The sequence below is a fragment of the Enterobacter sp. 120016 genome (assembly GCF_018383635.1).
GTDB classification, from domain to species: domain Bacteria; phylum Pseudomonadota; class Gammaproteobacteria; order Enterobacterales; family Enterobacteriaceae; genus Enterobacter; species Enterobacter asburiae_D.
On the sequence record NZ_JAHAWC010000001.1, the window covers coordinates 213276 to 239381 of the forward strand.

General features: G+C 56.2%; 24 protein-coding genes. 6 read left to right on the plus strand and 18 right to left on the minus strand.

Annotated features, from left to right (window positions below; translation table 11 throughout):
- Positions 1 to 8 precede the first annotated feature (8 nt).
- Positions 9 to 644 carry an ECs1377 family protein gene (locus tag KIF87_RS01010; RefSeq protein ID WP_213327627.1) on the minus strand — a complete coding sequence of 212 codons (636 nt, stop codon included), beginning with the start codon at positions 642 to 644 and terminating at the stop codon, positions 9 to 11.
- Positions 645 to 765: 121 nt separating this feature from the next.
- Positions 766 to 2097: a 2-hydroxycarboxylate transporter family protein gene (locus KIF87_RS01015; protein WP_133549126.1), complete on the minus strand. Its 1332-nt coding sequence runs from the start codon at positions 2095 to 2097 to the stop codon at positions 766 to 768.
- Positions 2098 to 2445: 348 nt separating this feature from the next.
- On the opposite strand from KIF87_RS01015, the gene KIF87_RS01020 reads away from it, so the two are divergent.
- Both KIF87_RS01020 and KIF87_RS01025 read left to right on the plus strand, forming a co-directional pair.
- Complete coding sequence (locus tag KIF87_RS01020; protein ID WP_024909596.1) at positions 2446 to 3393, plus strand: AEC family transporter; 948 nt, start codon at positions 2446 to 2448, stop codon at positions 3391 to 3393.
- 32 nt (positions 3394 to 3425) lie between these two features.
- The gene (locus KIF87_RS01025) at positions 3426 to 5111 is read left to right on the plus strand and encodes an NAD-dependent malic enzyme (protein ID WP_213327628.1); all 1686 of its coding nucleotides are present in this window, start codon (positions 3426 to 3428) and stop codon (positions 5109 to 5111) included.
- 45 nt (positions 5112 to 5156) lie between these two features.
- Here the strand turns inward: KIF87_RS01025 and KIF87_RS01030 are convergent, their stop codons facing one another.
- The 12 genes from KIF87_RS01030 to KIF87_RS01085 all read right to left on the minus strand — a co-directional run bounded on the left by KIF87_RS01030 (position 5157) and on the right by KIF87_RS01085 (position 15436).
- Positions 5157 to 6158: a Kdo(2)-lipid IV(A) acyltransferase gene (locus tag KIF87_RS01030; protein ID WP_213327629.1), complete on the minus strand. Its 1002-nt coding sequence runs from the start codon at positions 6156 to 6158 to the stop codon at positions 5157 to 5159.
- A 192-nt stretch (positions 6159 to 6350) separates the two neighbouring features.
- A complete protein-coding gene (gene pptA / locus KIF87_RS01035; RefSeq protein WP_213327630.1) occupies positions 6351 to 6581 on the minus strand; it encodes a tautomerase PptA in 231 nt (76 codons plus the stop codon).
- 37 nt (positions 6582 to 6618) lie between these two features.
- Positions 6619 to 7236: a glutathione S-transferase family protein gene (locus KIF87_RS01040; RefSeq protein WP_213327631.1), complete on the minus strand. Its 618-nt coding sequence runs from the start codon at positions 7234 to 7236 to the stop codon at positions 6619 to 6621.
- 41 nt (positions 7237 to 7277) lie between these two features.
- Positions 7278 to 8165, minus strand: coding sequence for an ABC transporter substrate-binding protein (locus tag KIF87_RS01045; RefSeq protein ID WP_213327632.1), 888 nt, complete (start codon positions 8163 to 8165; stop codon positions 7278 to 7280).
- Positions 8166 to 8174: 9 nt separating this feature from the next.
- Positions 8175 to 8948, minus strand: a complete 774-nt coding sequence (locus tag KIF87_RS01050; protein ID WP_213327633.1) for an amino acid ABC transporter ATP-binding protein — start codon at positions 8946 to 8948, stop codon at positions 8175 to 8177.
- Positions 8932 to 9858 (minus strand): amino acid ABC transporter permease, encoded by a 927-nt coding sequence (locus tag KIF87_RS01055; RefSeq protein WP_213327634.1) that lies wholly within the window; start codon positions 9856 to 9858, stop codon positions 8932 to 8934. The genes KIF87_RS01050 and KIF87_RS01055 overlap by 17 nt, the downstream gene beginning before the upstream one ends.
- A gap of 9 nt (positions 9859 to 9867) precedes the next feature.
- On the minus strand, positions 9868 to 10377 hold the full coding sequence (locus KIF87_RS01060) for a GNAT family N-acetyltransferase (protein ID WP_008501765.1): 510 nt from the start codon (positions 10375 to 10377) through the stop codon (positions 9868 to 9870).
- A gap of 9 nt (positions 10378 to 10386) precedes the next feature.
- The gene (locus tag KIF87_RS23525) at positions 10387 to 11319 is read right to left on the minus strand and encodes an ABC transporter substrate-binding protein (RefSeq protein WP_213327635.1); all 933 of its coding nucleotides are present in this window, start codon (positions 11317 to 11319) and stop codon (positions 10387 to 10389) included.
- Positions 11320 to 11333: 14 nt separating this feature from the next.
- Positions 11334 to 12650, minus strand: a complete 1317-nt coding sequence (locus tag KIF87_RS23530; protein WP_213327636.1) for an LLM class flavin-dependent oxidoreductase — start codon at positions 12648 to 12650, stop codon at positions 11334 to 11336.
- Between the two features lie 16 nt (positions 12651 to 12666).
- A complete protein-coding gene (locus KIF87_RS01075) occupies positions 12667 to 13788 on the minus strand; it encodes an amidohydrolase (protein ID WP_213327637.1) in 1122 nt (373 codons plus the stop codon).
- Positions 13785 to 14786, minus strand: a complete 1002-nt coding sequence (locus KIF87_RS01080) for an LLM class flavin-dependent oxidoreductase (RefSeq protein ID WP_213327638.1) — start codon at positions 14784 to 14786, stop codon at positions 13785 to 13787. The genes KIF87_RS01075 and KIF87_RS01080 overlap by 4 nt, the downstream gene beginning before the upstream one ends.
- A 110-nt stretch (positions 14787 to 14896) precedes the next feature.
- Complete coding sequence (locus KIF87_RS01085) at positions 14897 to 15436, minus strand: AAA family ATPase (RefSeq protein ID WP_213327639.1); 540 nt, start codon at positions 15434 to 15436, stop codon at positions 14897 to 14899.
- Positions 15437 to 15779: 343 nt separating this feature from the next.
- Between KIF87_RS01085 and KIF87_RS01090 the strand changes: the two genes are divergently transcribed.
- Positions 15780 to 17315 carry a methyl-accepting chemotaxis protein gene (locus KIF87_RS01090; RefSeq protein WP_213327640.1) on the plus strand — a complete coding sequence of 512 codons (1536 nt, stop codon included), beginning with the start codon at positions 15780 to 15782 and terminating at the stop codon, positions 17313 to 17315.
- Here the strand turns inward: KIF87_RS01090 and KIF87_RS01095 are convergent.
- Entirely contained in the window at positions 17312 to 17710 is a 399-nt protein-coding gene (locus KIF87_RS01095) for a (R)-mandelonitrile lyase (protein WP_202773096.1), read from the minus strand. The two genes, KIF87_RS01090 and KIF87_RS01095, sit on opposite strands and share 4 nt — an antisense overlap.
- A 112-nt stretch (positions 17711 to 17822) precedes the next feature.
- Here KIF87_RS01095 and KIF87_RS01100 point away from each other — a divergent pair, with 112 nt between their 5' ends.
- Positions 17823 to 18719 carry a LysR family transcriptional regulator gene (locus KIF87_RS01100; RefSeq protein WP_213327641.1) on the plus strand — a complete coding sequence of 299 codons (897 nt, stop codon included), beginning with the start codon at positions 17823 to 17825 and terminating at the stop codon, positions 18717 to 18719.
- A gap of 322 nt (positions 18720 to 19041) precedes the next feature.
- Positions 19042 to 20538: an L-asparagine permease gene (ansP, locus tag KIF87_RS01105; protein ID WP_047651051.1), complete on the plus strand. Its 1497-nt coding sequence runs from the start codon at positions 19042 to 19044 to the stop codon at positions 20536 to 20538.
- A 51-nt stretch (positions 20539 to 20589) separates the two neighbouring features.
- Here the strand turns inward: ansP and yncE are convergent, their stop codons facing one another.
- Positions 20590 to 21651 carry a 7-bladed beta-propeller protein YncE gene (yncE, locus tag KIF87_RS01110; RefSeq protein WP_213327642.1) on the minus strand — a complete coding sequence of 354 codons (1062 nt, stop codon included), beginning with the start codon at positions 21649 to 21651 and terminating at the stop codon, positions 20590 to 20592.
- A gap of 242 nt (positions 21652 to 21893) precedes the next feature.
- Between yncE and pqqU the strand changes: the two genes are divergently transcribed.
- Positions 21894 to 24008 (plus strand): TonB-dependent receptor PqqU, encoded by a 2115-nt coding sequence (gene pqqU, locus KIF87_RS01115; protein WP_213327643.1) that lies wholly within the window; start codon positions 21894 to 21896, stop codon positions 24006 to 24008.
- A 119-nt stretch (positions 24009 to 24127) separates the two neighbouring features.
- Here the strand turns inward: pqqU and KIF87_RS01120 are convergent, their stop codons facing one another.
- Positions 24128 to 24796 (minus strand): GntR family transcriptional regulator, encoded by a 669-nt coding sequence (locus KIF87_RS01120; RefSeq protein ID WP_213328009.1) that lies wholly within the window; start codon positions 24794 to 24796, stop codon positions 24128 to 24130.
- Positions 24797 to 25051: 255 nt separating this feature from the next.
- Complete coding sequence (gene curA / locus KIF87_RS01125; protein ID WP_159514292.1) at positions 25052 to 26092, minus strand: NADPH-dependent curcumin/dihydrocurcumin reductase; 1041 nt, start codon at positions 26090 to 26092, stop codon at positions 25052 to 25054.
- Positions 26093 to 26106: the final 14 nt, after the last annotated feature.

Below are 26106 nucleotides of genomic sequence, written 5' to 3' on the forward strand. Positions count from 1 at the left end.
GCGAATGCTCATTCCGGGCGAGCAAGGCTATAAACAGGGATCCGTCGGCTGGTCTTTGTAAGCGTATCGAAGACCTCGGTCTCAGACGTCACAATCCTCACGCCCATTTTCCTTAACCTCTGTACATCCGCCGCGATGCGCTGAATGCCGAACCAGAAAAGACCGTCGAGTGCCGTTACCGCTAACCCATTTTCCAGCGCCAGCTTAAGTCGTTCGCGGGGGGCTTTAACCTGCTGGGCTATTTGCCTGTAAGGTAATTCATTACATCCCGTCGCGTCACTGCGCTGGATCCGCGTTTTCAGCTGATAGGTAAACTCGTCAGGTATTCCGTCGAGATCCCTTTTCAGGCTATAGACGCAGCCAAAGCGCTTGCCGTTAAACAGAACATTTTTCTGGCTGAGCTGAAGCTCTTTTCTGACAACGTCTATCAGCTGGGGCGCACGGGTAAGAAGCAGCCTGAAGGGCAGCTCGAAGCTGGTGACGTAATCCACATTAAGCAACGCGAGGCGCAGCCGCTCCTCTGCACCAGACTTTTGCTCACGACACTCCTCCATTACCTCTGCCCACTGGCGCGTTAGACGCTCCGGCTCGGCGGCTTCGGTAAGGAGATATTTTTCAATCTGATAATCAACTCTTCCGGTCATCGTGTGGTATCCCGTCGCTGTGGATGCGGTAATTCTATACAGTACGGTGATATTTATAAAGGACTGAACCGCAGCGACATCCTGAAAATGTCGTTGCGATTCAGTATCCTGACGTTTCGGATCAGCGCGCCATAATCCAGCCCATCAGCAGCGTGGCGAAAATCACCGTCGACGCGCCGCCGATGCGGGTGGCGATCTGCGCGAACGGCATGAGCGACATCCGGTTAGACGCGGACAAAATGGCCACGTCCCCCGTTCCGCCCAGCCCGCTGTGGCAGCAGGTCACAATGGCCGCTTCCACAGGATACATATTCAGACGCGACGCGATAAAGTAGCCGCTCAGCGCCATCGCAATCACAACCGAACCGCATACCACCACGTATCCCACCGAGAAGACCGATACCACGCTCTCAAGCGGCACGTATAACATCCCGAGGCCGATCATCAGCGGCCAGACCAGCGCAGCCGAGACGAATTTATAGCAACTGTGCGCGCCCTGCTCCATTGAGGCCGGGATCACCCTGAAGTATTTACACAGAACGGCAATCAGGATCATCAGCACCGGGCCGGGAATGTGTACCAGTTTTTCAAACAATCCGCCGACGATGAAAAACGCGCACACCATCAGTAATCCGCCCCCCATCAGATGAAAATCCGTCTGCTGCGTGCTTTGCGCCCCGGCAAACAGGCTGGCGTCGTCTTTACTTCGCGTGAGCATGCCATTTCCGGAAAGCGCAGGACGTTTCGCGCCGAGACGCGCCAGCGAGCCCGCACAAATAATGGCGAAGATATTCCCGACGACCGCAGCGGGTGCCAGCTGCGCAACGTAGACGTCCGGCGTCTGCCCCAGTATTGCCGAATAGGCCAGGGACAGCGGCAAAATCCCCTCGCCAATCCCGCCGCCAATGATGGGCACAATGATGAAGAAGAAGGTGTGGTAAGGCGTATAACCAAACAGTGAGCCTACAATGAGGCCGCTTAGCACGGCCATGCATGTTCCCGCCACCAGCGGAACAAACATGCGCATCATCCCCTGGATTAGCAGCACCCGGTTCATCCCCAGAATACTGCCGACCACCAGGCAGGCGATGACGAAATAGAGCAGATTCGCCTCTTTCATAAGCAGATGCACGGTATCAAGGGTATGTTTCCCGAATACGCCAAAATAGACCAGCACGGAGGGCACCATCAGGCACAGGATCGCCGGGCCGCCGATATCCTTCAGCACCGGGATTTGACGCCCCACTTTGGCAAACGCGAAACCAAGGGTCATGATGACCGCGAGTCCACCTATCATATTTTTCGGCAGCAGCCCTGCCCAGGCGGACGTCGCCACAATGGCGGCAATCCCGACGAACAGCATCAACGGGACCGTGCCCACCTCGGTATTGTTGAGCCCAAAGGCAAAACGCGAGGTAGACAGCTCAGAAGTCGGTACAGGATTATCTTTCATATAATCACCTGAAAATTGTGTTCGGATATACAAAGAAAGGAATAACTGAAACTATTCCTGATACGAAAAAATGTTCTTAAATATAAATAATGACGTAGATGGCCTTTTCTAAAAACAGGCTCAGGGTGAAATTAACATGAGGTATCGGAGAGAAATGTGAACAACACTACCCTTTCCCTTTAAATAACTTAATTCATCATTAAGTAACTAAAGTATTCGTGACGGTTAATGCAATCTTTTGAAATTAATAAAACCAGAGAGAGTGTGACCCTTGTCACTCCTGCCCTGCTATCTAAGCGCTAGATTAGCGCTGCAATAAAACACATAAAATACCCTACAGGAAATACTATGCCTTCATTACTATTACAGTCACTGTTTCCGCTCGTCTTTATAATGTTACTTGGATGGCTAAGTGGAAAGCTGGGATATTCCCGGCGTGAAGATGCAAACGTCATGGCAACCGTGGTGATTCGTTTCGCCCTTCCTTTCCATCTTTTTATTGGTGCATTGCATACCGACCCCAATAAAATTAAGAACCTGACCTTTATGGCCGTTTTGGTTGTCGGTTTAATGGGGTCGTATTTACTGACGCTTTTTATTTCACGCTACGTTTTTCGTCACGATATCAAAACCAGCGCCATTCAGTCTCTGGTTTGCGCCTTTCCTGATATGGCCTACTTTGGCGCACCAGTCCTGGCGGTATTGATTGGGCCGGAAGGATTTATCGGTGTGCTGATCGGCAACATTATTACCAGCGTTATCATGATCCCCCTGACTATCGTCCTGATTCGTATGGGTGATAAAAACGGACATGATGGCCTGGAGGCGCTGCACCCGGGCGCGATGATCGTGCAAAACCTCATCAAAGCGGCACGCAATCCAATCGTCTGGATCCCGGTCTCCGGCGTCTTGCTCAGTCTGGCCGGTGTGCAAATCCCTTCTATTCTCAGCATGCCTATTGAGATGGTTGGAAAGGTTTCAGGCGGACTGTCCCTGTTTGCCCTCGGCCTGCTGTTTTACGGCGAGCGTCCAAAACTGAATGTACAGACATTTACCAATATCAGTATTAAAAACCTGATTCAGCCGGCAATGATGGCCGCCGCAGGGATCGCCTTTGGCCTGAGCCATACCTTACTGCAGCAGGTCGTCATTATTGGCGCAACGCCTTCCGCTATTGCCGCGGGGATGTTTGCTTTACGCAGCGATACCTATATTGATACCGCATCCTCTTCCATATTAATTGGCACTGCCGTCGGGGTCGTGACCGAAGGCATTATGATCTATTTCATCTCTTAATCTGTTTTATTTAAAAAATTCAGGAGTTAACCATGTCCCGGAAAGAAGTTCTGTACACCCCCTATAATGGGGCCGTATTGCTGGAAAATCCGCTGTTAAATAAGGGGCTCGCATTTATCAAAGAAGAGCGTGACAATTTTAATCTGCATGGACTATTGCCGCACAACGTTGAAACTATTGAAGAACAAACCGAGCGTGCCTGGATGCAGTTCTGTCATTTTAAAAGCGATATTTCGCGTCATGTTTACCTGCGTAATATCCAGGATACCAATGAAACGCTCTTTTATAACCTCTTGCGTTTGCATCTGAAAGAGACGTTACCGATTATCTATACCCCGACGGTCGGTGAAGCCTGCGAGCATTTCTCCACGATTTATCGACGCGCGCGCGGCCTGTTTATTTCATGGCCTAACCGCCATCGTATTGATGAGATGCTGCAAAGTTTTTCGCGCAACGACGTTCGCGTGATTGTGGTGACGGACGGGGAACGTATTTTAGGGCTTGGCGATCAGGGTATCGGCGGAATGGGCATCCCAATTGGTAAGCTGTCGCTGTATACCGCCTGCGGGGGGATCCATCCGGCCTCTACCCTCCCGATTATGCTGGATGTCGGCACCAATAATCAGCAGCACCTCGACGACCCGATGTACATGGGCTGGCGTCATCCGCGCATCAGCGACGATCAGTATGCTGAGTTTATGGATATGTTTGTCAGCACCGTTAAAGCGCGCTGGCCCAATGTTCTCCTGCAATTTGAAGACTTCGCGCAGAAAAACGCCACCAGGCTGCTCCAGCGCTACCGCGACCAGCTGTGCTGCTTCAATGATGATATCCAGGGCACGGCCGCCGTCACCGCCGGTACGCTGATGGCGGCGGCGCATGCGGCGGGCACGCGCATTCGCGACCAGCGCGTGGTCTTCCTGGGCAGCGGTTCTGCCGGATGCGGGATAGCTGAAAAAATTGTGGCGCTGATGGTGGATGACGGCCTGAGCGAGCCGGAAGCGCGCAGCCGGATCTTTATGGTCGACCGCTTCGGCCTGCTGACCGACGACATGACGAACCTGCTCGATTTCCAGAAAAACCTGCTTACCGCGCGCGACGCCGTTTGCAGCTGGCAGGTAGACTCGCAAAATATTTCCCTGCTGGAGGTGGTGAAGAACGCGCATCCCACGGTGATGATCGGCGTTTCAGGCCAGCCGGGGCTGTTCAGCGAAGAGATTGTCAAAGAGATGCATCGCCACTGTCCGCGCCCAATCATTATGCCGCTGTCGAACCCGACCTCGCGGGCGGAAGCCCAGCCGCAGGATCTTATCGCCTGGACTCAGGGTGCCGCACTGGTGGCCACCGGCAGCCCGTTCGCCCCGGTATTCTGGGAGAATGCGCACTACGAGATCGCCCAGTGTAACAACGCCTATATTTTCCCGGGCCTGGGGCTGGGCGTACTGGCCTGTAACGCACGCCGGGTGACGGAAGAGATGCTGATGGCAGCAAGCCGCAGCCTGGCCGCGCAGTCTCCGCTGGTCACCACGGAAAAAGGCGGACTGCTGCCGCCGGTAGATCAGATTGAAACGGTCTCACGCCAGATTGCCGTCGCAGTCGCCCGAGCCGCGATTGAACAGGGCATGGCTCCGGCGATAGATGATGAGACGCTGATGGCGCGTATCGAGAAGACCTGGTGGCAGGCGGACTACGCGCCGTACCGCAGGTCTGCGCTGTAAATCTCGCGCCTGCCCTCATTGCACGGTGAGGGCAGGTTTGCTGCCTTAGTGCTGGACGCCTGACCGGTCGGAAAGATCGGCGGCGGACAGGATATCAGCCCGTGGTGCCACGCTCTTGCGGCGGGCATACCGGTCAGGCTGACCTTCAGGACGCGTTTTGAAGCGCCGGTGCAGCCACATATACTGTTCTGGCGCCATCCGTACCGCCTGCTCAATCGCCCTGTTCATCTGCGTCGCAACAGATTCTTTATCTCCCCCCTGCAGCGCCTCGCTGATATCCTCCAGAATAATCAGTTCGTAGCCGGTGCCGTCCGCCCTGCGGCGCGGCACAAAGGGAATGACGGCAGGCTTAGCGCTTTTGACCAGCATATAGCTTCCCGCGGTCGTGGCGGCATCCGGAACCGCAAAAAACGGCACAAAGACGCTATTGGTTTTGCCATAGTCATGGTCCGGGGCGTACCACAAAATCTCATTCTGCTTCAGCGAGCGGATCATCCCCTTTAAATCATGGCGATCGAGCATGGTTTTATTTGAGCGCAGGCGTCCGCGCGTCTGAAGCCAGTCCAGCAGCGCATTATTGTTGGGACGATACACCCCAATACCGGGGTTAAGCATGCCAAATATCCGCGCGCCCAGCTCAAGCGTCAGAAAATGCATCCCCACCAGCACCACGCCCTTTCCTTGCGCCCTGGCCTTTTCCATGTGCTCATAACCCGTCACCGTAAAGCATTTCCGCACCCGCCATGCAGGCCAGAACCATGCCATTCCGGTTTCGATCACCCCCATTCCTACCGATTCAAAATTACGCTGCAGCAATGACTCGCGTTCATCCTTTTTCATCTCCGGAAAACAAAGCTCAAGGTTGCGGCGGGCAATCTCGACGCGGCGCGGAAGCAGGCGCATTGCCAGTCGACCAAGGCCATGACCGATGCTGAACAACAGCGGATAAGGGAGCAGCATGATAAGCCACAGTCCGGCAATGCCGGCCCAGCTTAGCCAGTAACGGGGATGAAGAAAGGCGAGTGAAAAACGGGGTAATTTTGTCATGAGAAAATTATCCTTTAACGTGTCTGTCCTTAACTGATTCTGTTGGAGATCTTTCCTAAGGATTGATGAGCTGTCAGTCAGAAACGTAAAGTGTAACGGATAAGACAAAACGCATTTTTATCGATTTTTGCGAAAAGCGGGAAGGCGAGGCGGGGAAAAACCGGGAAGGTGCGATCCCCCCGGCAGTTGAGCTTACATTGAATAGCCTGGCTTTTTAATTAACTCGTCCAGCTTCGGTCCTATTTCGGTATCCCAGACCTGCGCTTTCCAGTCCTCCTGGTTCACCTGAATCAACGCAACGGACACCGAACTGTCTTTGCTGTTGAAATGGCGAATAATGACCTCAGCAATATCCTCGGCCAGTGCGGTTTTTTGTTCGTCGTTCAAATCGCGGGGAAAACATTTGATATCTACGTGTGGCATATGCAGGCTTCCAGTTGTGAGTCAGGGCTCCACGTTATCAGATAATACCGTTGGCCTTTAACACCTTGTGCAGTTCCGGCAGCTGGCATACGGTATCTGCGATGGCCGTCAGTTTCGGCGTATTGGCCGCAAACCAGTCATGGCGTGGCCCCCAGGTGCGCGTCACCGCGATATACACGTCCAGCAGCGTCAGCGGTTCACCCAACGCAAACGGTGCGGCCTTGAGCTGAGTTTCGAACCACAAATAAAGGGACTTCCGGTATTCAATGCAGTTTTTCTGCAGCTGTTCCGGCGCGTCCGGCACCCAGCGCTCGGGATAGTCCGCATACGTAAACGTGGGATAGACGTTGGCCACAAACCAGATCAGCAGACGCTGAAACTGCTGGCGTTCGGCCTGCCCCACGGGCGGGGCGAGATCGGGACATCTGTCGAGCACCATCAGGGCAATCGCCGCCGTTTCGGTCATGATGGCGCCATTTTCCAGCTCCAGCGTGGGTACCTGACACAGCGGGTTGAGCTTTTGCAGCAGCTCACGCTGCGGACCGGGCTGGTCAAACCCGTCCACGTTGATAAATTGATAAGGGATATCAGCCAGGGTTAGCATCACTTCACCGATTGCCGAGCCCCAGCCGGGTACGCCATAGAGTTTAATCATGTTGCCCCCTGCGGGATGAAAACCCTAAGTGTAGAGCACCATTAGTAGGTTATCCCAGGCGGGTTGACCTCCGACTGCACCACCGCTTCCCCCTGCTCGCCCCAGCGCGCCAGCACCTTCTGGTAATCTCCGCGCTTAATCGCGCCGTCCAGCGCGGCCTGCAGCGCGTACACCAGCTCATTGCCTTTTTTGGTGGTGGTCGCGACATAGGCTTTTTTCGGCCCTAAACCGACAACGCGGGTTTTGCCGGTGAGCGCCGCTTTGTAGGCTGAAACCGATTGAGGGCCAAAGAACACATCCGCCCTGCCGGACTGAATATAGAGATTGCCCGAGGCATCGTCGTGGAGATAGACCGGCAGCGCAGGCGTCCGCCCCGCCTTTTTGTTCTCTTCGTTCCAGCCCAGCAGAATGCGCTCCTGATTCGTACCGGAGCCAACAATCACCTTTTTCCCTGCCAGATCTTCCGCGCTTTTGATTGACTGGATCTCGCTGGTGGATTTCACCGAAAACGCCAGCGAATCGACGCGGTAGGTCGCAAAATCAAACTTCTCTTTACGCTGTTCGGTCACCGCAATGTTCACCAGCGCCACGTCGTAGCGCCCGGAGGCGATCCCCAGCGGCCAGTCTTCCCACGCCGTCGGCACCAGCTTCAGCTTTAGCCCCAGGCTGCCCGCCAGCAGACGGGCGATATCCGGATCGCTGCCAATGCGCGTACGGTTATCGCTGGCCAGCAGCGCCAGCGGCGGAGAATTCAGCGCCGAAACGGCAACCGTCAGCGTACCCGGCTCAACGAATTTATAATTGGCGGGGATCTTCGCCACGGCCTGCCGATCCACCGTCACCGGCAGCGGCTGTTCGTTGGCTTTCAAATCAATGCTGGCGTGGCTCGCCGTCGTGAAGACCAGCCCCGCCAGAAGTCCATATTTCATTGGCACTCCTTACAAGACTTTGGAGAGAAACTGGCGCGTTCGCGCATGTGACGGACGGTTTAATACCTCGTCACTGCTTCCCTGCTCGACGATATTTCCGTCGACCATAAACACCACCTGATCCGCCACTTCCCGGGCAAAGCCGATCTCGTGGGTCACCACCACCAGCGTGGTGCCGGACCGGGCCAGCTTTTTGATCACGTCCAGCACTTCCCCTACCAGCTCCGGATCCAGCGCCGAGGTGGGTTCATCAAACAGCATCACGCGGGGACGCAGCGCCAGCGCGCGAGCAATGGCAATACGCTGCTGCTGACCGCCGGAAAGATGGCGTGACCAGGCATCGGCTTTATCCCGCAGCCCAACCACGTCCAGCAGGCTGTACGCCCTTTCCACCGCCTCTTTTTTGCTGAGCTTTTTGTGCGCGATCGGCGCCTCTATCAGGTTTTCCAGCACGGTGAGATGCGGAAACAAATTGAAGTTCTGGAACACATAGCCCACGTTGACGCGCTGTTTGAGGATCTCCTTCTCCTTTAGCTCATAGAGCTTATCGCCCTGACGACGATAGCCAATGTAATCCCCGTCAATCTGGATAAAGCCTTCGTCGACGCGCTCCAGGTGATTAATGGTGCGCAGCAGCGTCGATTTACCGGAGCCGGACGGCCCGAGGATGACCGTCACGGACCCGGGCGGGATCTCAAGCGAAACGTTGTCGAGCGCCTTATGGCGGCCAAAAAACTTGCTGACGCCGGTAATCGAAATATGTCCTTCAGGAGAGGCTTGCATGGACGGGCTCCTGTGCTGACGTGGTAGTAACAGAACGAGTACGACGGGCGGCACGGTTCTGGTTAACGGCCGAGCGGCGTTCGCTGCGGGCAAGCGCGCGCTCGACGCCATACTGGATAGCGGACAGGACGGTGGTGATCGCCAGGTACCAGGCGGCACCGACCATCAGCAGCGGGATCACCTCCTGCGTGCGGTTGTAGATCATCTGGATGGTATAGAACAGTTCCGGCATCGCCAGGACGTACACCATCGCCGTGCCCTTGGCGAGGCTGATGATTTCATTGAACCCCGACGGCAGAATGGTGCGCAGCGCCTGAGGCAAAATGATGCGCACCGTGCGGCGCCAGGCCGGCAGGCCGAGCGCGGCGGCAGCCTCGTACTGCCCGTGGTCGACCCCGAGGAATCCGCCGCGAATGATCTCGGCGGTATAGGCGCTCTGCACCAGGGTTAGCCCCACCACGGCGGTAGAAAACTGCCCCAGCACGTTGATGGTTTCAAAGCTGCCCCAGGTGATGCCGGTGAACGGCACGCCGAGAGAGAGCGTGTCGTAGAGATAGGAAAAGTTGTACAGAACGATCAGCACCACAATCAGCGGCAGCGATCGAAACAGCCAGATGTAGGCCCACGCCAGGCTGCTTAGCAGCCAGGACGAGGACAGTCTCGCCAGCGCCAGCATGCCGCCCAACACCACGCTCAGCGCGGTGCCGATCAGGGTTAGCAGCAGGGTCTGCCCTACGCCTTCGAGGATCACCGGGTCAAAGAACCAGCGGGCGAACACCGCCCACTCCCAGCGGGGGTTAAAGGCCACGGACTGAATCACGACCGCCAGGACAAACAGCGCCACCGCGGCGCCGACGGTCCGCAGCGGATAACGCGCCGGGACCACCTTAATGGTTTCAACGTTGCTCATCGTCGTTCCTCATGCGGTTTTACTGAACGCTTCGCGTACCAGCGTTTTAGTGAAGCGCAGCCGACCGTCAAACGGCGGCTGGCTGTACTCTTCCGGATCCCGGTTCAGATCGAACTGCGGCTGATAGCCCTGGCTGAGATAGAGCCTGACCGCTTCCGGCTGGCGAAAACCGGTTGTCAGGTAGATTTGGCTATATCCTGCCAGCACCGCCCTGCGCTCAAGCTCCTGCACCACGCGCCCGGCAAGCCCCTGCTGACGCAGGGTTTTGTCCGTCCAGATGCGTTTGATTTCCGCGGTGCGTTCGTCGAAAGGTTTGTACGCGCCGGTGGCAATAATCTTCCCGTCGCGCTCCAGCACGATAAACAGCCCCTGCGGCGCTAAATACCATTCGGTGAGTTCAACTTCCGCGTCTTTAGAGAAGTAGTCGCCATAGCGGGCGGCATATTCACCGAACAGCCCCTCAATGATGGGCTGAAGCTCGGCATCTTCCGGGGAAACATCACGAAATCGTTCGCTCATCACGCCTCCTTAATCGCCCAGGCCAGCCGGGTTCACTTCTGACTGAGGAATGCGCTCAACCCCTTCCCCCCAGCGGTTCAGCACTTTGTCGTAATCGCCGTTTTTGATGACGCCGTTTAGCGCGGTTTGCACCGGCTCAACCAGCCCGCTGCCTTTTTTCAGCGTCACGGCAATGTGCGCCGCCTTCGGCCAGCCGCCGTCGACGCTACCCACCAGTTTGGTTTTCCCGTTCAGCGCCGCTTTCCACGCGCCAATCACGTTCGGGCCAAAGTACGCATCCGCGCGTCCGGACTGCAGCGCCAGCGTTTGTGCCGCATCGTCTTTGGTATAGATCGGGGTAAAGGGCTTCAGCCCCTTCTTCAGGTTTTCGGCGTTCCATGCGAGCAGGATGGCCTCCTGGTTGGTGCCGGAGCCAACGATAATCCGCAGCCCGGCGATGTCCTCAGCCTTCTCAAGCGACTTGATCGGGCTGGTTGATTTCACGTAGAACCCAAGGGAATCTTTACGGTAGGTGGCAAAGTCAAACTTCTCTTTACGCTCTTTGGTGACGGTGATGTTGCTGATGGCAGCATCATATTTCCCGGACGCAACGCCCAGCGGCCAGTCTTCCCAGGAGGTCGGCACCACGTTCAGCTCCAGCCCCAGGCTGTCAGCGACCAGACGGGCGACGTCCACCTCACTTCCCAGCAGCGTTTTGTTGTCATCGGAAAACACCGTCAGCGGCGGTTGATTGAGTCCCGCCACCGCCACGGTAAATTTCCCCGGCACGGCGAAGCGATAATCTTTCGGCAGCTGTGCCACCGCCTCTCCATTTTTGACGGTATTAACCGGCGTTTTATTGGCCTCGATGCTCACGCCGGTGCCGTTAATACTCACATTCTCTGCCCAGACGGCAGGGGTAAAGGCCAGCGCGAGCGCCAGAATAAGCGATGTTTTCTGCATAGCGGGGTTCTCTTTTATTGTTGTGTGAACTGGTTTTTAGGTTCGTCTAAGCCCAGACTTTCGCGCAGCGTGGTGCCCGGGTAGTCGGTACGGAACAGGCCGCGCGCCTGTAAAACAGGCACCACCTGGTCAACAAAGCGCGGGAAGGTGTCCGGCGTACCGCCCTGAATGATGAAGCCGTCTGCGGCATAGCCTTCAAACCAGGCCTGCAGACCGTCTGCCACCTCTTCCGGCGTGCCGGAAAAGCGCGGACGCGGCGAGGCGGCTTCCAGCGCTACCTGACGCAGGGTTAAGCTGCGCTCGCGGGCATTGCGCTTAATTTCATCGGTGGTGCTGCGGAAGCTGTTTTTGCCTAAGTCGCCGATATCCGGGAACGGCTCGTCGAGCGGATACTGGCTGAAATCGTGATGTTCAAAATAACGCCCGAGGTAGTTGAGGGCATCGTTAATCGACACCAGCACCGCCGTGGTTTGATACTGGTTTTCCACGTCATCGGCGTCTTTACCCACAATCACGCTGACGCCCTGGAAAATATGTAAATCTGACGCGCGGCGTCCGTTAGTTTCCAGCTGCTGCTTCACGTCGCGGTAAAAGGCTTTTGCCTCATCGAGCGTTTCGTGATGGGTAAAAATGGCGTCGGCATGTTTCGCCGCCAGCTTTTTCCCGTCGTCCGACGCGCCCGCCTGAAAGACAATCGGTCGTCCCTGGGGCGTTCGACCAATATTCAGCGGACCGGCGACCTGGAAGAAATCACCGTGGTGGTCCAGGGTATGCAGTTTGGCCGAATCAAAGAACTGACCGCTCTCCTTATTACGCACAAAGGCGTCGCCCTCCCAGGAATCCCACAGCCCTTTCACCACGTCGAGATACTCATCCGCAATCCGGTAGCGCAGCGCATGCTCGGGGTGTTTTTCACGGGAAAAGTTCTTTGCTGACCCTTCCAGCGGCGAAGTCACCACGTTCCAGCCCGCGCGTCCATTGCTGAGGTGATCGAGGCTGGCGAACTGGCGCGCCGTGGTGAAGGGCTCGCTGTAGGAGGTGGATAAAGTTCCCACCAGCCCCAGGCGCGAGGTGATGCTGGCGAGAGCGGATAACACCGTCAGCGGTTCAAAGCGGTTTAAAAAATGCGGGATCGATTTCTCGTTGATATAGAGACCGTCGGCAACGAATAAAAAATCGAGTTTGCCCTCCTCCGCCTTTAACGCCGTCGCTTTGACGAAATCAAAATTGATACTGGCATCGGCGACGGCCTCAGGGTGACGCCAGGCGGACATATTTCCGGATGCACCATGCAAAATGGTCCCCAGCCGCAGTTGACGATGTGCAGACATATTCACCTCTTAAGAATTAAACGTGTTGCAGGGCTTTTTCCGCAAGCTCTGCAAAATAGCGGGCAGCGGGCTCAATTAAGGCTTCATCCGGATTGAAGGCCGGATGATGTAAACCATACGGGCTGTTGCTGCCGATGCTGACAAACGCCCCCGGGATCTGCTGCAGATAGACCGCGAAATCTTCCCCGCCCATATGCAGCTCGGCGTGTCGGGTTTCGTATCCGGCGTCCCGGGCGACCGAGGTGGCGAAATCGGCCCAGTGCTCGTCATTCACCAGCGCGGTGGGCCCGGCATACCAGGTGATATCAATCTGCGCGCTAAAGGCGCTGGCAAACCCGGCGGCGATTTCACCCACGCGGGCTTTCACGTTCTGCTGCACCTCCGTGCGATGGGTGCGCAGCGTGCCTTCCAGCTCGACGCTTTCCGGCAGCACGTTCCAGGTGTTACCGCCCGCAATGCGCGTCACGCTCAGCACCACCGAATCCAGCGTATTGACGTTGCGGCTGGCGACGCTTTGCAGCGCCGTCACCAGCTGGCTCGCCAGCACAATCGCGTCGTTGCCTTCGTGCGGACGTGCGGCGTGCGCGCCCTTACCGGTAATGCGGATCACGAAGCGATCGACGTTGGCATAAAACGGCCCGCCGCGGGTAGCGAACTCACCGACCGGCAGGCCGGGCTCGTTATGCATGCCGAAGATGGCGCTGACGTCGCGCAGGGCACCGGCCCGCACCATGCTCTTCGCACCGCCAAAGTTCTCTTCGGCAGGCTGAAACAGGATCCGCACCCGGCCGTTAAGCGATGCTTCCCGCTCTTTCAGCTTCAACGCGGCGCCGAGGATCACGCTGGTATGGATATCGTGCCCGCAGGCATGCATTACGCCTGCACGCTGCGAGCTAAACGGCACGCCGCTGCGCTCTTCAATCGGCAGAGCGTCGATATCCGCCCGCAGCGCAATCAGTTTGCTGCCCGAGCCGATTTCCGCCACCAGTCCGGTAGACAGGTCATAAGGCTGCGGGGTAATCCCGGCATTCGTCAGCCACTGGCGCAGGCGCGTCGTGGTCTCCACTTCCTGGCCGGAAAGCTCCGGGTTCTGGTGCAGTTCGCGACGCCAGGCAATCAGCTGTTCGCCAAAGCTCATACGGTGACCTCCCTGTTAAGACGCGCCTCGGCAAGCAGGCGCAGCGACGCGACGCGCGTTGCTCCCTCCGCTACCGGCGTGTCGATGATAAATTCGTCAATGCCCCACTGCTGGTGCAGCGCGTTGAGCTGTTCCAGGACCGACTCAGCCGTACCGGCCAGCAGCGACTGCGCCCGGCGTGCAATGCGCACCGGCTCGCTGCCCGCCTGACGCGCAAAGGCGTAGGCCTGCTCTTCGCTGGCCACGGTGACGCGCTGGCCGTTTGCCAGCTCAACGCCCCACACTTCGACCTTTTGCGCCAGGGCTTCTGCCTCGGCCTGCGTCGGCGCGACAATCGCCTGTACCGCCACAATTACGTCCCGCGTGCTGCTCTTACGCCAGGTCGATACCACCTCGCGCAGCAGTTCCGGGTCACCGTTCAGATGCGCGGCAAAAACAAAGTGCCAGCCGAGCCTGGCGGCCAGCAGCGCGCTATCGGTACTCGCGCCCAGCAGAAAACGTTCTGCAGGCGACGGCGGCAGAGGCGTGGCGCGGACGGCATCCTCAGTTGACGGATGTTCAGGACGGATCCAGCGATCGAGCTGGGCCAGCTGTTCGGCGAAGCTGCCCTTTTCCTCTTGATTCAGGCCCTGCTGCAGCGCACGCGTTGAGAGCGGTAAACCGCCGGGGGCTTTCCCGACGCCGAGATCCACGCGCCCGGGCGCCAGCGCGGCCAGCACGTTGAAATTCTCGGCGACTTTGTAAGGGCTGTAGTGCTGGAGCATCACGCCGCCGGATCCGACGCGGATGCGCGTTGTCTGCCCGAGGATCCAGGCAATCAGCAGCTCCGGTGAGGGGCTGGCAAGATGGGGAGTGTTGTGGTGTTCGGCAATCCAGAAGCGGTGATAGCCCAGATTTTCTGCCTGCTGCGCCAGCGCCAGCGTACGCGCCAGTGCATCGGCAGCCGTTTCGTTTTCAGCGATGGGGCTTTTATCCAGAATGCTGATTCGCCATGACATGTTGCGTTCTCGTTTGACTTAACATGTCGACATTATTAAAGGCGCATTTCACCACTGAGAAACAATTAATTTACATTTAGTTTGCCGGAAATCAGATATATAAAACCATGCTAAGAATAAGACTTTAAGGCGGCAATCAGCGTTTCCGCCTGCCCGCGGCGGGTAATACGGACAAAACGAATATGCCCATATTGCGGGTTTTGCAGATCGGCTTCATAACGCGTGCGGTTGTTACGCCACGTTTTCATCGTCCAGATGAGAATGGACTCTTTACTGAAGAACGCGCGCCGGAAACTCTCTTTGTTCCCGGTTCCGGGCCAAAGCTCGTGTTTATGCCAGGCCCGTTTGATTGCCCTGTTGACGGCCTGCCAGAGGGTGCGGGCAAACCCATAATCGACCCAGACCACAACGTCGACATTGCGCCATTTAACGGGCCGCGTGCGGTTATAGTTGCCGTCGAGCACCCAGTCTGGCGACGCATGCAGCGCCTGCTCCAGCTTTTCCTGAAACACATCGTCCGGCGTTCCCTGCCAGTCGGGTCGCCAGTAGAGTCTGTCCATCTCGATATAGGGAATAGCCAGTTCGGTCGCAATCTGCTTCGCCAGCGTGCTTTTTCCGCTCCCGCTGGTTCCGATGACGTTAATTTTCACCTCAGCCTCACTGTGTTAACGAAAACTGACCAAATGATAGCGTTTTCATCCTGTTAACGAAACGCTATTTCAGCTTGGCAATTTTATCGGGGTGGCGATCTCCCCCTTTTAATTTGGCTTATGTCATTTATTTGCAGCGCCTCCCGAAAACGCCTCTGAAAATATTTTCATTTTTATTACATTCGCTAGCATTAACAGATTAAAAATAATGAACAGCGGGTATTTCAGGCGGTCAGAATTTCAGAGAGAATAAGCAACGGACAGTTATAAAAAATAATCACATTCATCTTGCCGGAGCGTTTTCCGGACTTTTTTATTCTTGCACATCATCATGGAGTTACTCATGAGGCGTAACACTCCCGTTACACAAAACGAGTATTTACTTAACGATGGTTCGACGTTAATGTCGACCACCGATACAAAAAGTCATATTACCTATGCTAATTCCGCTTTTATTGAAGCCAGCGGATATAAAGAAGAACATCTTCTGGGTGAGCCGCATAACCTCATCCGCCATCCCGATATGCCTGCCGAAGCCTTTGGCGACATGTGGTTTACCCTGCAGCAAGGTGAGACCTGGACGGGGATGGTGAAGAACCGTCGCCATAATGGCGATCATTACTGGGTGCGGGCTAACGTGACGCCGGTCTGGCAGGGTGGATCCCTGACGGGCTATATTTCCGTGCGAAATATACCCGCGCGGGAAGAGATCGCGGCCAGTGAAAAGCTGTATGCAAAAGTGCGTAATAACGAATTAAAACATTACCGCTTTTATAAAGGCTTACTGGTTCGGCGCGGTTTATTTTCGTTTATGTCGCTTTTTAAATGTCTCAGCACCGGCAAACGAATCCATCTTGGTATTGCGACGACGGCGTTACTCTCCTGCCTGGCTGTGTATTTATTCCCTGATAAAGTTGTGCAGTCGGGGAGTCTGGTACTGCTGTTTACTTCCCTGGCTTATTATCTTCATGCGCAGATCGCCCGGCCGGTAAAATCCATTGTGCAGCAGATGCAGCGCGTGGTTTCAGGGCGTAAAACGGACTATTACCATTTTGACCGGATCGATGACATCGGGCTGATGATGCGCCTGGTCAATCAATCAGGTTTGAACCTGAATTCGCTGGTCGATGACGTCGGGGCGCAAATCAGCGGGATTGGCACCATCAGCCAGCAGGTCGCGAAAGAAGGTGCAGCGCTGCAGACGCGTTCAGAAGAGACCGCAGACTTTCTGCAGCAAACCGCGTCGGCGGTGGAAGAGATCGCCAGCGCGGTGAAGCAGACGGCAGAAACCGCGAAAGAAGCCACGGAGATGGCGGATCGCACCCGCGACAGCGCCCACTGCGGCGAAGCGATGATGAAAGAGACCATCGGTATGATGCAATCCGTATCGCAGGATAACAGCCAGATCGTCGATATTATCAGCGTTATCGATCGTATCGCCTTCCAGACCAACATTCTTGCACTGAATGCTGCCGTGGAAGCGGCGCGCGCAGGTGAAGCCGGGCGCGGCTTTGCCGTGGTGGCGGCAGAGGTGCGCAATCTTGCGCAGCACTCCGCGACGGCGGCGAAAGAGATCAAAGCGCTGATTGAGAAAAACGTCGCCAGCGTCAACGCTGGCGTGGAAAAAGTGGAACAGACCGAAACGCAGCTGGCGGTTATGATCGACAACGTGCTGCGGGTCTCCTCCTTGATTAAGGAGATCGGCCACGCCACGCAGGAGCAAACCCAGGCGCTGACGCTCATCAACGCATCCATCTCCCGTATCGGCGCAATGACCCACAACAATACGGGGATGGTGGATAACGTCGCGCACGCCGCGAATCACCTGACGCAGCGCACGACGCGCCTGCAGCAGGCGATTGCCGTTTTTGGCGGTTAGCCGTTCGGATACTGCTCGTCGGTGACTTTTTCCAGCCAGGCTACCGGGCTGCCATTAACGGATTCGGCGATGGCAATATGCGTCATCGCCGTTTGCGCGCTTGCGCCGTGCCAGTGCTTTACGCCGGGTGGGATCCAGGCGATATCCCCCTGATTCAATACTTCCGCCTCTTTGCCCCACTCCTGTAACCAGCCGCGCCCCTGCGTCACAATCAGCGTTTGCCCAAGGGGATGCGTATGCCACGCGGTGCGCGCGCCCGGCTCAAAGGTTACGGTTGCCCCGCCGACGCTGGCAGGTTCGCTCGCCTGAAATGGCGCGTCAATGCGGACGGTACCGGTGAACCAGGCTTCCGGTCCCTTTGCTGAAGGTAATGACCCGCTGCGGATAATTTTCATCTTTTGCTCCTCATTTACTGTTGCGTTAACAGTAGCGCAATGCAATCCGGAGCATTAGCGTGCATAATCAGATAGGAAATATGATTGAAATTCATAAATAGAGGCAATCGCAATGCTAAAAGATAATTTCAACGACCTGCTCTCTTTTATGATAGTCGCCCGCGAGCGCAGCTTTACGCGCGCAGCGGCGCAGCTGGGCGTCTCGCAATCGGCGCTGAGTCATGCCATGCGCAAGCTTGAAGCGCGGCTCGACGTTCGCCTTTTAACCCGCACAACCCGCAGCGTTGTTCCCACCCAGGCAGGTGAGCAGCTCTTTGCGCGCTTAAGCCCGCATTTGCTGGAGATTGAGCAGGAGCTCACGGCGCTTCGCAGCGCGCGCAACAAACCCGCCGGCGCTATCCGCATCGTTGCTGGCGAGCATGCGATGGACGTCGTACTCTGGCCGGTACTGAAGGCGTTTATGGTGCAGTATCCTGAGATTAACGTCGAAGTGACGGTAGATAACGGCCTGACGGATATCGTGGATGGCCGTTTCGACGCGGGAGTTCGCCTGGGTGAACAGGTGGCAAAAGATATGATTGCGGTACGGATCGCGCCGGATATGCGCATGGCCGTGGTTGGTTCCACGAATTATCTGGCACGCTTTGGCGTTCCGCAGACGCCGGAGCAGCTCGCTGATCACCGCTGTATCAATATGCGCCTGCCCACGCGCGGGGGCTTGTATCACTGGGAATTTGAACGCGACGGGCGCGAGCTTCGCGTGCGGGTTGAGGGGCAGCTTACGCTGAGCAACCTGTCGCAGCGCATCGACGCCGCTGAGAGTGGACTCGGACTCGCATACGTACCGGAGGCGTCGGTTCTGGGAGCGCTGAGTGACGGACGGCTGGTCAGGGTTCTTGAAGCGTGGTGCCCTACTTTCGAGGGGTATCACCTTTATTATCCGAGCCGTCGCCAGCACACTACCGCTTTCAGGTTACTGTTAGATGCTCTACAGCAGTCAAAATCTTGACCACCTGGTAATAATTAAGAAAATCTGATGATTAAATAATCAACCCGTCAACTGTTTTGTCTAAAAACTCACCACGATTCAGCGTGTTGTGATCGCCGTCTGCTCTGACCACACGATTTCCTTCGACGTGCATCACTTTCGGCACGGTTATATTTTGCGTCGCTTATGAATTGCAGGTAGGATGCCTCGCCATGTTTCGCCTTATCCATACGCAGAATGACTGGGAAGGCGACATGTGTTTGCGCAGAAGCAATCGTTTGTATTGCGCTCTGCCAGGCAGGACTATCACGATAATGGTTCAGACAGGCAAACAGGTAACTCAATGAAAACAAGCAATAAAAGCGCAGCCGATCATCATGCTGCTAAACGTCGCTGGTTGAACTCCCACGAAGAGGGCTACCACAAAGCGATGGGCAACCGTCAGGTTCAAATGATCGCCATCGGCGGCGCTATCGGAACGGGTCTGTTTTTAGGTGCTGGTGCGCGTCTGCAAATGGCTGGCCCGGCTCTCGCCCTGGTCTATCTGGTGTGCGGGATCTTCTCTTTCTTCATTCTACGCGCGCTGGGCGAACTGGTACTGCATCGCCCTTCCAGCGGAAGCTTCGTCTCTTACGCCCGTGAATTCCTCGGTGAAAAAGCGGCCTACGTTGCGGGCTGGATGTACTTCGTCAACTGGGCAATGACCGGTATTGTCGATATCACCGCCGTTGCGCTGTATATGCACTACTGGGGCGCGTTCGGTGACGTGCCGCAGTGGGTCTTTGCGCTTGGCGCGCTGGCTATTGTCGGCACCATGAACATGATCGGCGTGAAGTGGTTCGCGGAGATGGAGTTCTGGTTTGCACTGGTAAAAGTGCTGGCCATTGTGATTTTCCTGGTCGTGGGTACCGTCTTCCTCGGCAGCGGCAAGCCGCTGGACGGCAATGCCACCGGCTTCCACCTGATAACCGATAACGGCGGATTCTTCCCGCACGGTCTGCTGCCTGCCCTGGTGCTGGTTCAGGGCGTCGTGTTCGCCTTCGCCTCCATCGAACTGGTGGGCACCGCAGCAGGTGAATGTAAAGATCCGCAGACGATGGTGCCAAAAGCCATCAACAGCGTGATCTGGCGTATCGGTCTGTTCTACGTCGGTTCCGTGGTGCTGCTGGTTCTGCTGCTGCCATGGACTGCCTATCAGGCGGGTCAGAGCCCGTTCGTGACCTTCTTCTCTAAGCTGGGCGTACCTTACGTTGGCAGCATCATGAACATCGTGGTTCTGACGGCAGCGCTCTCCAGCCTGAACTCAGGCCTTTACTCTACCGGTCGTATCCTGCGCTCTATGTCGATGGGCGGTTCCGCGCCGAAGTTCATGTCGAAGATGAGCAAGCAGCAGGTTCCCTACGCGGGGATTCTGGCAACGCTGGTGGTTTACGTCTTTGGCGTGTTCCTGAACTATCTGGTGCCGTCCCGCGTATTTGAGATCGTTCTGAACGTGGCTGCACTGGGGATTATCGCCTCCTGGGCCTTTATTGTGGTCTGCCAGATGCGTCTGCGCAAAGCGATTAAAGAAGGCAAAGCGGCTGATGTGAGCTTCAAGATGCCGGGCGCACCGGTGACCTCCTGGCTCACCCTGCTGTTCCTGTTCAGCGTGCTGGTGCTGATGGCGTTCGACTACCCGAACGGTACCTATACCATCGCGACCATTCCGCTGCTGGCCGTGCTGCTGATTGCCGGTTGGTTCGGCGTGCGTAAGCGCGTTCACGAGATCCACAGCACCGCGCCGGTTCATCACGATGATGAAAAACACGACGCGCCGCTGGTAGAAGAAACCTCGCGTTAAGCATCCGGAAAGCATTAAAAAGGGAAGGCAAATGCCTTCCCTTTTTTTATCTTACAGCGCGATACGAATCACATCATCAGGCTGGGTAGCTTCCTGCTGGCGAGTCGACTTCTGTTTCACCGTCACGTACAGCGTTTTACCATCCGCAGAGAGTGCCAGGCTGTTCGGGTAAACCGGCGTGTCGAACGTTTTGGTCACCTTGTAGGTTTTCGCATCAATCACGCTCACCTTGCCCGCTTCGCGGTGCGTCACGTAGACTTCATTGCGCGTTGGGTTAAACAGGACGGCCAGTGATTCCGGCGCGGCGATCTTCTCCATTACGCTGCCGTCTTTCAGGCTAACCACCAGCACTTCCGGCTGTTTTGAATCGGTCAGGAAGGCACGCTGACCGGCAGCGTCGAGGCTCAGGTTCAGATAGAAGTGCTCTTTACCGTCATCCTGCACTTTTTTACGGCTCTGGATTTTGTTCGTTGCCGTATCAATGGTTACCAGCTCGCCGTCCGCATTCGTGGTATAGAGGCGTTTCGCCTGCGCATCCAGCGCCAGGCCGGTGCTATAGGTACCGGTATTGGCAATGGTCTCTTTCAGCTTCAGCGTTGCGCCATCCACCACCCAAATCACGCTCTCTTTGCCGACACCGGTGATGTAAATCGTGTTGCTCGCGTCATCCGCCACCAGCTGGCGCGGCTGCAGCGGTTTGACGGTTTCACTGCGCTGGCGATTATCGAGCACCAGACGCCCTTTCACGTCACCCGTTTTCGCATCGATGGCCGTCACCGCCCCGTTGATGGTGTTGCCAAACCACAGGGTTTGCGTCGCGCCGTCGAGAGTGGCGCCAAAGGGTTTGAGATCGCTATGAATCGCCTGCGTCACGTCCAGCGTGACCGGATCAAGGCGATAGATAACCCCGCCCTTATCGGTTTTACGGCTTTGCGACGTCGCCACCCACAGCGCATTTTCCTGCTGGCTGACCGCCATTTCATACGCCCCTTTGCCCACCGCTTTACGCAGCACCTCTTCGGCGGCATGCACCTGGAACGTTCCGGCAAGCAGTAAAGTGGCAGACAGCAGTGACAGGCTCAGACGCGGCGAGCACAGATGACGTAAAGACATAACAATTCCTTTTCTGAAAAGAGGGGTTTCCGCTGACATTACTTCCGGCAGGCAACGTCATGGCATTGCCTTTTGATAATGAGAATAGTAATCATTAATGAGCGGAATGTGGAGTTTTTCTTTCGCGCCTCGCCTTTCATTAACGCAATGTGCGGTTATAGTTTTCAAAACATTTACAAAACCTTTAACATGTATGGACATGTTCCATTTGGTTCGTTTATACACCACAACCGGTTTTATTCATGAAAATCATTTCTGCCCGTAAGGCCTCTCTCCCGCTGCTGCTGGTTCCCGTTACTTTCGCGCCGCTAACCGCAATGAGCGCGGAGGAACAGACCATGATCGTCAGCGCCACGCCGCAAACCGTATCGGAGCTGGATACCCCGGCCGCGGTCAGCGTCGTCAACGGCGATGACATGCGCCACGCCGCGCCTCGCATCAACCTGTCTGAATCCCTCGGCAGCGTCCCGGGACTGCAAATTCAGAACCGCCAGAACTATGCTCAGGATCTCCAGCTTTCAATGCGCGGGTTTGGCGCCCGCTCAACGTTTGGCGTGCGCGGTATCCGTATGTACGTCGACGGTATCCCTGCCACCATGCCGGACGGACAGGGCCAGACCTCCAACATCGATCTCTCCAGCGTGGAGAGCGTTGAAGTGCTGCGCGGCCCCTTCTCTGCCCTGTACGGCAACGCTTCTGGCGGGGTGATTAACATCAACACCCAGACCGGGCAGCAGCCGCCGACCATTGAAGCCAGCAGCTATTACGGCAGCTACGGTACCTGGCGCTACGGCATGAAGGCCACCGGTGCGATGGGAGACGGCACCCACGCGGGCGATGTGGATTACACCGTTTCCACCACCCGCTTCACCACCAAAGGCTACCGTGACCACAGCGGCGCGCGGAAGAATCTGGCCAATGCAAAGCTGGGCGTGCGTATTGATGACGTCAGCAAGCTGACGCTGATTTTCAACAGCGTGGACATGAAGGCCAACGATCCGGGCGGGCTGAGCTATCAGGAGTGGCAGAATAATCCGCGTCAGTCTCCGCGCGGCGATCAGTACAACACCCGCAAGACCATCAAACAGACCCAGGCAGGTCTGCGCTACGATCGCCAGCTCAGCGCGCAGGACGACCTCAGCGTGATGATGTACGCCGGTGAGCGTGAAATGACGCAGTACCAGTCGATTCCCTATCAGCCGCAGCTAAAAGCCTCCCACTCCGGCGGGGTGATTGATATGCAGCGTCATTATCAGGGCATCGATACCCGCTGGACGCACCGCGGCGAGCTGCTGGTGCCGGTGACGTTTACCACCGGCCTGAACTACGAAAACCTGAGCGAAGATCGTCGCGGATACGAGAACTTCGTGATGAACAACGGCGTGCCGGATTACGGCGTGAAGGGTGACAAGCGTCGAAACGAACGTAACCTGATGTGGAACGTCGATCCTTACCTGCAAACGAGTTGGCAGCTGACGCAGAAGCTGTCGGTGGATGCGGGTGTGCGCTACAGCTCGGTCTGGTTTGATTCCAACGACCATTACGTTACGTTGGGCAACGGCGATGACAGCGGTGACGCGAGCTATCACAAGTGGCTCCCGGCAGGCTCCGTGAAGTATGCTGTGACGGACGCATGGAATCTTTACGCTGCCGCAGGGCGCGGCTTTGAAACGCCAACCATCAACGAACTCTCCTATCGTGCCGATAACCAGGGCGGTCTGAACATTGGCCTTAAGCCGTCCACCAACAACACGTACGAAGTGGGCAGCAAAACGCGCATCGGCAATGGCCTGCTGACCGCTGCCCTGTTCCGCACCGATACGGATGATGAGATCGTGGTGGATGCCAGCTCTGGCGGACGTACCAGCTATAAAAACGCCGGTAAAACCCGTCGTCAGGGCGTGGAAGTCTCCCTCGACCAGCAGTTTGCTGAGAACTGGAAGCTGAAGCTGGCGTGGACCTACCTGGACGCGACCTACCGCACCAACGTCTGCAGCGACGCAGACTGTAACGGTAATCGTATGCCGGGTATCGCCCGCAACATGGGCTACGCCTCGTTTGGCTGGCAGCCTGAAGAAGGCTGGTACGCGGGTTCTGACGTGCGCTACATGAGCGATATCATGGCCGACGACGAGAACACGGCGAAAGCGCCATCGTATACGGTGGTCGGGCTGAACACCGGGTATAAATTCAACTACGGCAACTGGGGCATGGACGTCTTTGGCCGCGTCGATAACCTGTTCGATAAAGAGTACGCGGGCTCGGTTATTGTCAACGAGTCCAACGGTCGTTATTACGAACCAGCACCAGGCCGTAACTACGGGGTCGGGCTGTCGGTCTCTTATCGCTTCGAGTAAGCAAAAAGAAACGTTTATTTTATTAATGAAATAACCCTCCTGATGGCTTATTGCCATCAGGAGTTATTCACCAGATAAATAATTAGGTGCGGTATATAGTCGCTCTGTTAAATAATCTCTCAGTTAAAATATTGTCGCTGTAAAAGCAAATTCGCTTCATCAATCACCTTATCAATCGCCTTCTGGCAGGCAGCAACATCTCTTCGCTCAAGGGCGGAAAGGAGTTCGTCATAGTGATATGTCGACGCTTTGATGTCGTTAAGCTCCTGATGCAGATAGTTCATACAGGGCCCGATGCGCACCCAGAGCTGTTCAATTAAGGCATTAAGCGTCGGCATTTCCGCATACTGATAAAGCGTAAAGCGGAAGACGCGATTTGCATGAAGCGCCTGCTGAACGTTTCCGTTGCGCATGGCCTCATGGAATGCCTCTGACATTTTGCGCAACGCCTCCAGCTTGCCTTCTGACATATTCTGGCATGCTGCGGCGACCGCCATCGGCTCAAGCTGTTTTCTGATGGCGTTAATCTCGTTATAACGCTCCAGCGTCACCTCCGGAACCAGAAATGCCTGCGCGGGCGTGGCGTGTAACGCCCCTGATGACACCAGACGCAAAAGCGCCTCGCGAACCGGGGTAATACTGGTTCCTAATTTATCGGCGATCTCTTTCGTAATCAGTCGTGCCCCAGGTTTGAGGGAGCCCGTAATTAACGCGCCTTTCAAACTGAGTTCAACTTGCATGGTAAGACTGATCCTTTGGGCTTTTTCTAAGTGATCCAAATCAAGCATGTTCAATTCCTGTAGCTAAAACTTAATGCTATTTTTAAACGCCAGTTTTAATAAAACGACGCTGGTCCGATATATCCTGTATCGTCATGCCTGGTGGTGGGAAGTACGTAAAAACATCAAAAAAAGCAAAGTTTGTTTTTTTATTGGTTTCGGGCCCATCCGGGATGCGGGCGCGAAATGCCATGTCCATTAATTAAAGACAATATATCGTATCTTCACAAATAAATATGGCGGGAAACCCCGCCATAATGCTGTTTATTTATTGTCACTCGCGACGCGAATCACGACTTTGCCGAAGTTCCGCCCTTCAAGCAGGCCAATCAGCGCCTCGGGCGCGTTCTCCAGCCCGTCCGTGACCTGTTCACGATAGTGAATTTTGCCTTCCTGCACCCAGCGTCCCATCGCGTCCTGGAACTCTTTAATGCGGTGCCCGTAGTCCTGACCGATGATAAAGCCCTGCATACGAATGCGTTTCTTCAGGATGGTCGCCATCAGGAGCGGCAGGCGATCCGGCCCCTCGGGCAGGCCCGTCGCATTGTAGCCGCTCACCAGGCCGCACACCGGCACGCGCGCGGAGGTATTCAATAATGGCAGCACGGCGTCAAACACTTTCCCGCCGACGTTTTCATAATAGACATCAATCCCGTTCGGGCAGGCACGCTTCAGCTGTTCGGCAAAATCGGCCGCGTGATGATCCAGACACAGGTCAAACCCGAGAACCTCAACGGCATGGCGGCATTTTTCAGCGCCACCGGCGACGCCGACCACCCGGCAACCTTTGATTTTACCGATCTGCCCGACGGTCGCGCCAACCGGGCCTGTCGCCGCGGCGACCACCAGCGTTTCACCCGCTTTTGGTTGACCGATATCCAGCAACCCCATATAGGCGGTAAAGCCCGGCATGCCCAGAATACCCAGCGCCCAGGAAGGGTGTGACGGATTTTCGCCCAGCTTCACCAGGCCGCTGCCGTCTGAGAGTTCATACTCCTGCCAGCCGCTATAGCCCAGCACCCACTCTCCGGCTTTGAAGTCGGGATGATTTGACTGTTCAACGCGGCTGACCGTTCCCCCCACCATCACCGCGCCCAGCTCAACCGGCGGTGAATAGGATGGCGCATCGCTCATGCGCCCCCGCATGTACGGGTCCAGCGACAGCCAGACGGTGCGCAGCAAAAGCTGCCCCTCAGCGGGTGCTGGAACAGGCTGCGTTTCGAGACGAAAATTTTCCGCGACCGGCGCGCCCTGTGGACGAGAGGCCAGTACCCAGCGGCGATTTTGCGAAACAGGTTGATTCATTGGGATCTCCTTCT

Bases quoted from the DNA above. Each gene is read 5' to 3' on its own strand.
- KIF87_RS01010 (WP_213327627.1), bottom strand. From the start codon at position 644: ATGACCGGAAGAGTTGATTATCAGATTGAAAAATATCTCCTTACCGAA.
- KIF87_RS01015 (WP_133549126.1), bottom strand. From the start codon at position 2,097: ATGAAAGATAATCCTGTACCGACTTCTGAGCTGTCTACCTCGCGTTTT.
- KIF87_RS01020 (WP_024909596.1), top strand. From the start codon at position 2,446: ATGCCTTCATTACTATTACAGTCACTGTTTCCGCTCGTCTTTATAATG.
- KIF87_RS01025 (WP_213327628.1), top strand. From the start codon at position 3,426: ATGTCCCGGAAAGAAGTTCTGTACACCCCCTATAATGGGGCCGTATTG.
- KIF87_RS01030 (WP_213327629.1), bottom strand. From the start codon at position 6,158: ATGACAAAATTACCCCGTTTTTCACTCGCCTTTCTTCATCCCCGTTAC.
- pptA (WP_213327630.1), bottom strand. From the start codon at position 6,581: ATGCCACACGTAGATATCAAATGTTTTCCCCGCGATTTGAACGACGAA.
- KIF87_RS01040 (WP_213327631.1), bottom strand. From the start codon at position 7,236: ATGATTAAACTCTATGGCGTACCCGGCTGGGGCTCGGCAATCGGTGAA.
- KIF87_RS01045 (WP_213327632.1), bottom strand. From the start codon at position 8,165: ATGAAATATGGACTTCTGGCGGGGCTGGTCTTCACGACGGCGAGCCAC.
- KIF87_RS01050 (WP_213327633.1), bottom strand. From the start codon at position 8,948: ATGCAAGCCTCTCCTGAAGGACATATTTCGATTACCGGCGTCAGCAAG.
- KIF87_RS01055 (WP_213327634.1), bottom strand. From the start codon at position 9,858: ATGAGCAACGTTGAAACCATTAAGGTGGTCCCGGCGCGTTATCCGCTG.
- KIF87_RS01060 (WP_008501765.1), bottom strand. From the start codon at position 10,377: ATGAGCGAACGATTTCGTGATGTTTCCCCGGAAGATGCCGAGCTTCAG.
- KIF87_RS23525 (WP_213327635.1), bottom strand. From the start codon at position 11,319: ATGCAGAAAACATCGCTTATTCTGGCGCTCGCGCTGGCCTTTACCCCT.
- KIF87_RS23530 (WP_213327636.1), bottom strand. From the start codon at position 12,650: ATGTCTGCACATCGTCAACTGCGGCTGGGGACCATTTTGCATGGTGCA.
- KIF87_RS01075 (WP_213327637.1), bottom strand. From the start codon at position 13,788: ATGAGCTTTGGCGAACAGCTGATTGCCTGGCGTCGCGAACTGCACCAG.
- KIF87_RS01080 (WP_213327638.1), bottom strand. From the start codon at position 14,786: ATGTCATGGCGAATCAGCATTCTGGATAAAAGCCCCATCGCTGAAAAC.
- KIF87_RS01090 (WP_213327640.1), top strand. From the start codon at position 15,780: ATGAGGCGTAACACTCCCGTTACACAAAACGAGTATTTACTTAACGAT.
- KIF87_RS01095 (WP_202773096.1), bottom strand. From the start codon at position 17,710: ATGAAAATTATCCGCAGCGGGTCATTACCTTCAGCAAAGGGACCGGAA.
- KIF87_RS01100 (WP_213327641.1), top strand. From the start codon at position 17,823: ATGCTAAAAGATAATTTCAACGACCTGCTCTCTTTTATGATAGTCGCC.
- ansP (WP_047651051.1), top strand. From the start codon at position 19,042: ATGAAAACAAGCAATAAAAGCGCAGCCGATCATCATGCTGCTAAACGT.
- yncE (WP_213327642.1), bottom strand. From the start codon at position 21,651: ATGTCTTTACGTCATCTGTGCTCGCCGCGTCTGAGCCTGTCACTGCTG.
- pqqU (WP_213327643.1), top strand. From the start codon at position 21,894: ATGAAAATCATTTCTGCCCGTAAGGCCTCTCTCCCGCTGCTGCTGGTT.
- KIF87_RS01120 (WP_213328009.1), bottom strand. From the start codon at position 24,796: ATGCTTGATTTGGATCACTTAGAAAAAGCCCAAAGGATCAGTCTTACC.
- curA (WP_159514292.1), bottom strand. From the start codon at position 26,092: ATGAATCAACCTGTTTCGCAAAATCGCCGCTGGGTACTGGCCTCTCGT.